The sequence below is a fragment of the Chamaesiphon sp. OTE_75_metabat_556 genome (assembly GCF_031378165.1).
GTDB lineage: Bacteria > Cyanobacteriota > Cyanobacteriia > Cyanobacteriales > Chamaesiphonaceae > Chamaesiphon.
Genome location: NZ_JANNDR010000273.1, coordinates 1 through 2195, shown reverse-complemented (window position 1 = coordinate 2195; position 2195 = coordinate 1). Strand labels below are relative to the sequence as shown.

Genomic DNA, 2195 nt, shown 5'->3' with positions numbered 1-2195 from the left:
GGTAAAATCGATAAAAAACGCATCATCTTTATCCATCACAAATTAGTTCCTATTGTACTCAGCACATTGGAAAAGATCGCTCAGTAGTTTCCACATAAAATTCCTGAAATTTAGAGTAGGGGCGATGGTTTATTCGCCAGTAGTGGGTTCGATCGGGAATTGGTGAGTTCGCTGGTGGTAACTAAATTTGGCTGACTGTCGATCGATTAAGCCGCTGACTCTAGTAGCTCGATCGCTTTATCCCATCGCTCTAGCTCGCATTCGAGATATCACTCCTGCTTTTACTCTCCCTATCGTCAAGTACGAACGTCGATCGAATCAACATTATTACTACCGATTGCATCTATCGAAAAGATCCACTCTAAATAGAAGTTTCCGTAGTCAATTTGGAGATCGATCGAAATGTTAAGATGGTGAATATACTCTTGCAGGAGGTGTAGTGATGACAGTTGCGATCCAAAAAATGACGCTAGAAGAGTTCCTTGCTTACGACGATGGCACGGATAAATTATATGAACTAGAAAATGGAGAACTAATTGACATGGCATCTGAGAGCGAAATCAATCGTCGGGTTGCCATGTTTCTGTTGGCATATTTTCTCCAACTTGGTATTCCAGCTTATCGGTTGACGATGAAGACAGAAGTAGCCGTTAGTGGATCGCGGGTATCAGTGCGGGTACCAGATTTGTTGGTATTATCTGAAGAATTAGCAACAGAAATGGATGGGGCGACTAGATCGATCGTGTTGATGGATATGCCGCCACCGTTATTAGTCGTCGAAGTTGTCAGCCCCAACCAGGAAAAACGAGATTATCGCTATAAGCGGAGTGAATACGCTGCTAGAGGCATTGCTGAATATTGGATCGTCGATCCGCTCGCCCAAAAAGTGACAGTATTGGAATGGGTGGAAGGTTTATATGAAGAGCAGGTGTTTGTTGATGATCATCAGATCGAGTCAAGTATATTAGAAAAACTCGACCTGACAGTCGATCGAGTTTTTCAGGCGCGTTAATTGCGATCGTAAATTGGTTGGTTCGCTAGTGGTAACTAAATTTGGCTGAGTGTAGATCGATTAAGCCGCTGACTCTAGCAGATCGATCGCTTCTGCACACCAAGCCAGCCATTCCGTCTCAAATCTGATGCCTTGACGCAGGGTGATGTATTGATAACGCCCGACATTACTAAGTTGCGATTGCCGAAGGCAGGTCTTCGACCAACGATCTGGAAAATCTTGAGCGGCGATCGCTTGATAAGTATGTAAGCTTTCCAAATGCTGCATCCGGTGGTGTTTTAACTCAGTCACGATCGTTTCTGGTGAGACGATCGAGCCGGCAAATATTTTAACGAGTAAATCATCTTTGAGTGGGCTGACGGTACTGGGCATCTCGATCCACGATCGCAGCGTTTCCTCGCCTTTGCTCGTCAGGCTATAGATCTTTTTATTCGGGCGATGCTCTTGACGGACGAGCTGGGCATCAATCTGGCTCTGTTCTTCTAGTTTTGTCAGTTCTCGATAGATCTGCTGGTGGGTGGCATTCCAGAAAAACCCGATCGAGCCGTCAAATTGTTTGGCGAGATCGTAGCCGCTACAGGATCGATCGTTGATTGCTGCCAAAATTGCATGAGATAGAGCCATTTGAATTAGGGGATAGGGGCTAGGGGCTAGAGATCTCTGATAACTAGATTATCTAACAGTTCTCGGAAATAGTTGTATATTCAATAAAGTTAGTATACTATATTTAAATATTCAATAAATTGAATATATATGACGATCCAGTCTACTCCTGCTAGGCGGAATCGATTCACTATTGCTGACGATCGAGCGATGGTGTAAAGCTGAATTGAATAGTGCCACAGTGCGTGACCGTCCTAAAGCATCAAAAGCGAGGAATCAAATATATCTAAAGTAGTCCCTGGCAGATTTAGTGCCCAAATCGATGAATCCTTTGTCGTCTTGGCGATCGGGATGAGAGTCAACAACATCTGGGCAGTCAATAAATGGCTGCCGACAGTCCCACCAATCATATCCCGGCGATCGGGCGCAAAGAAACTGCTCGGCGGCGGTTGGGTGGAGATAATTTGGCGGCTGTGCCTAACGAGTAGGGGCAATTCATGAATTGCCCCTACTCGGTAGGCCCAGAGTGATTTGCCATTACACCGTATAAACCAAAACTGTGCGGCGAGTTTATGACGAA

3 protein-coding genes are annotated in these 2195 nt (G+C 45.0%); 1 reads left to right on the top strand and 2 read right to left on the bottom strand.

Annotated features, from left to right (window positions below; genetic code table 11):
- Positions 1 to 442: 442 nt before the first annotated feature.
- The gene (locus tag RMO27_RS11155) at positions 443 to 1012 is read left to right on the top strand and encodes a Uma2 family endonuclease (RefSeq protein ID WP_309732377.1); all 570 of its coding nucleotides are present in this window, start codon (positions 443 to 445) and stop codon (positions 1010 to 1012) included.
- Between the two features lie 60 nt (positions 1013 to 1072).
- Here RMO27_RS11155 and RMO27_RS11150 read toward each other — a convergent pair whose 3' ends face one another.
- Together RMO27_RS11150 and RMO27_RS11145 are read right to left on the bottom strand one after the other, a co-directional pair.
- Positions 1073 to 1636 (bottom strand): PadR family transcriptional regulator, encoded by a 564-nt coding sequence (locus RMO27_RS11150; RefSeq protein ID WP_309732376.1) that lies wholly within the window; start codon positions 1634 to 1636, stop codon positions 1073 to 1075.
- 233 nt (positions 1637 to 1869) lie between these two features.
- On the bottom strand, positions 1870 to 2195 hold a 326-nt coding region (locus RMO27_RS11145; protein ID WP_309732374.1), incomplete at its 5' end, for a hypothetical protein.

Bases quoted from the DNA above. Each gene is read 5' to 3' on its own strand.
- RMO27_RS11155 (WP_309732377.1), top strand. From the start codon at position 443: ATGACAGTTGCGATCCAAAAAATGACGCTAGAAGAGTTCCTTGCTTAC.
- RMO27_RS11150 (WP_309732376.1), bottom strand. From the start codon at position 1,636: ATGGCTCTATCTCATGCAATTTTGGCAGCAATCAACGATCGATCCTGT.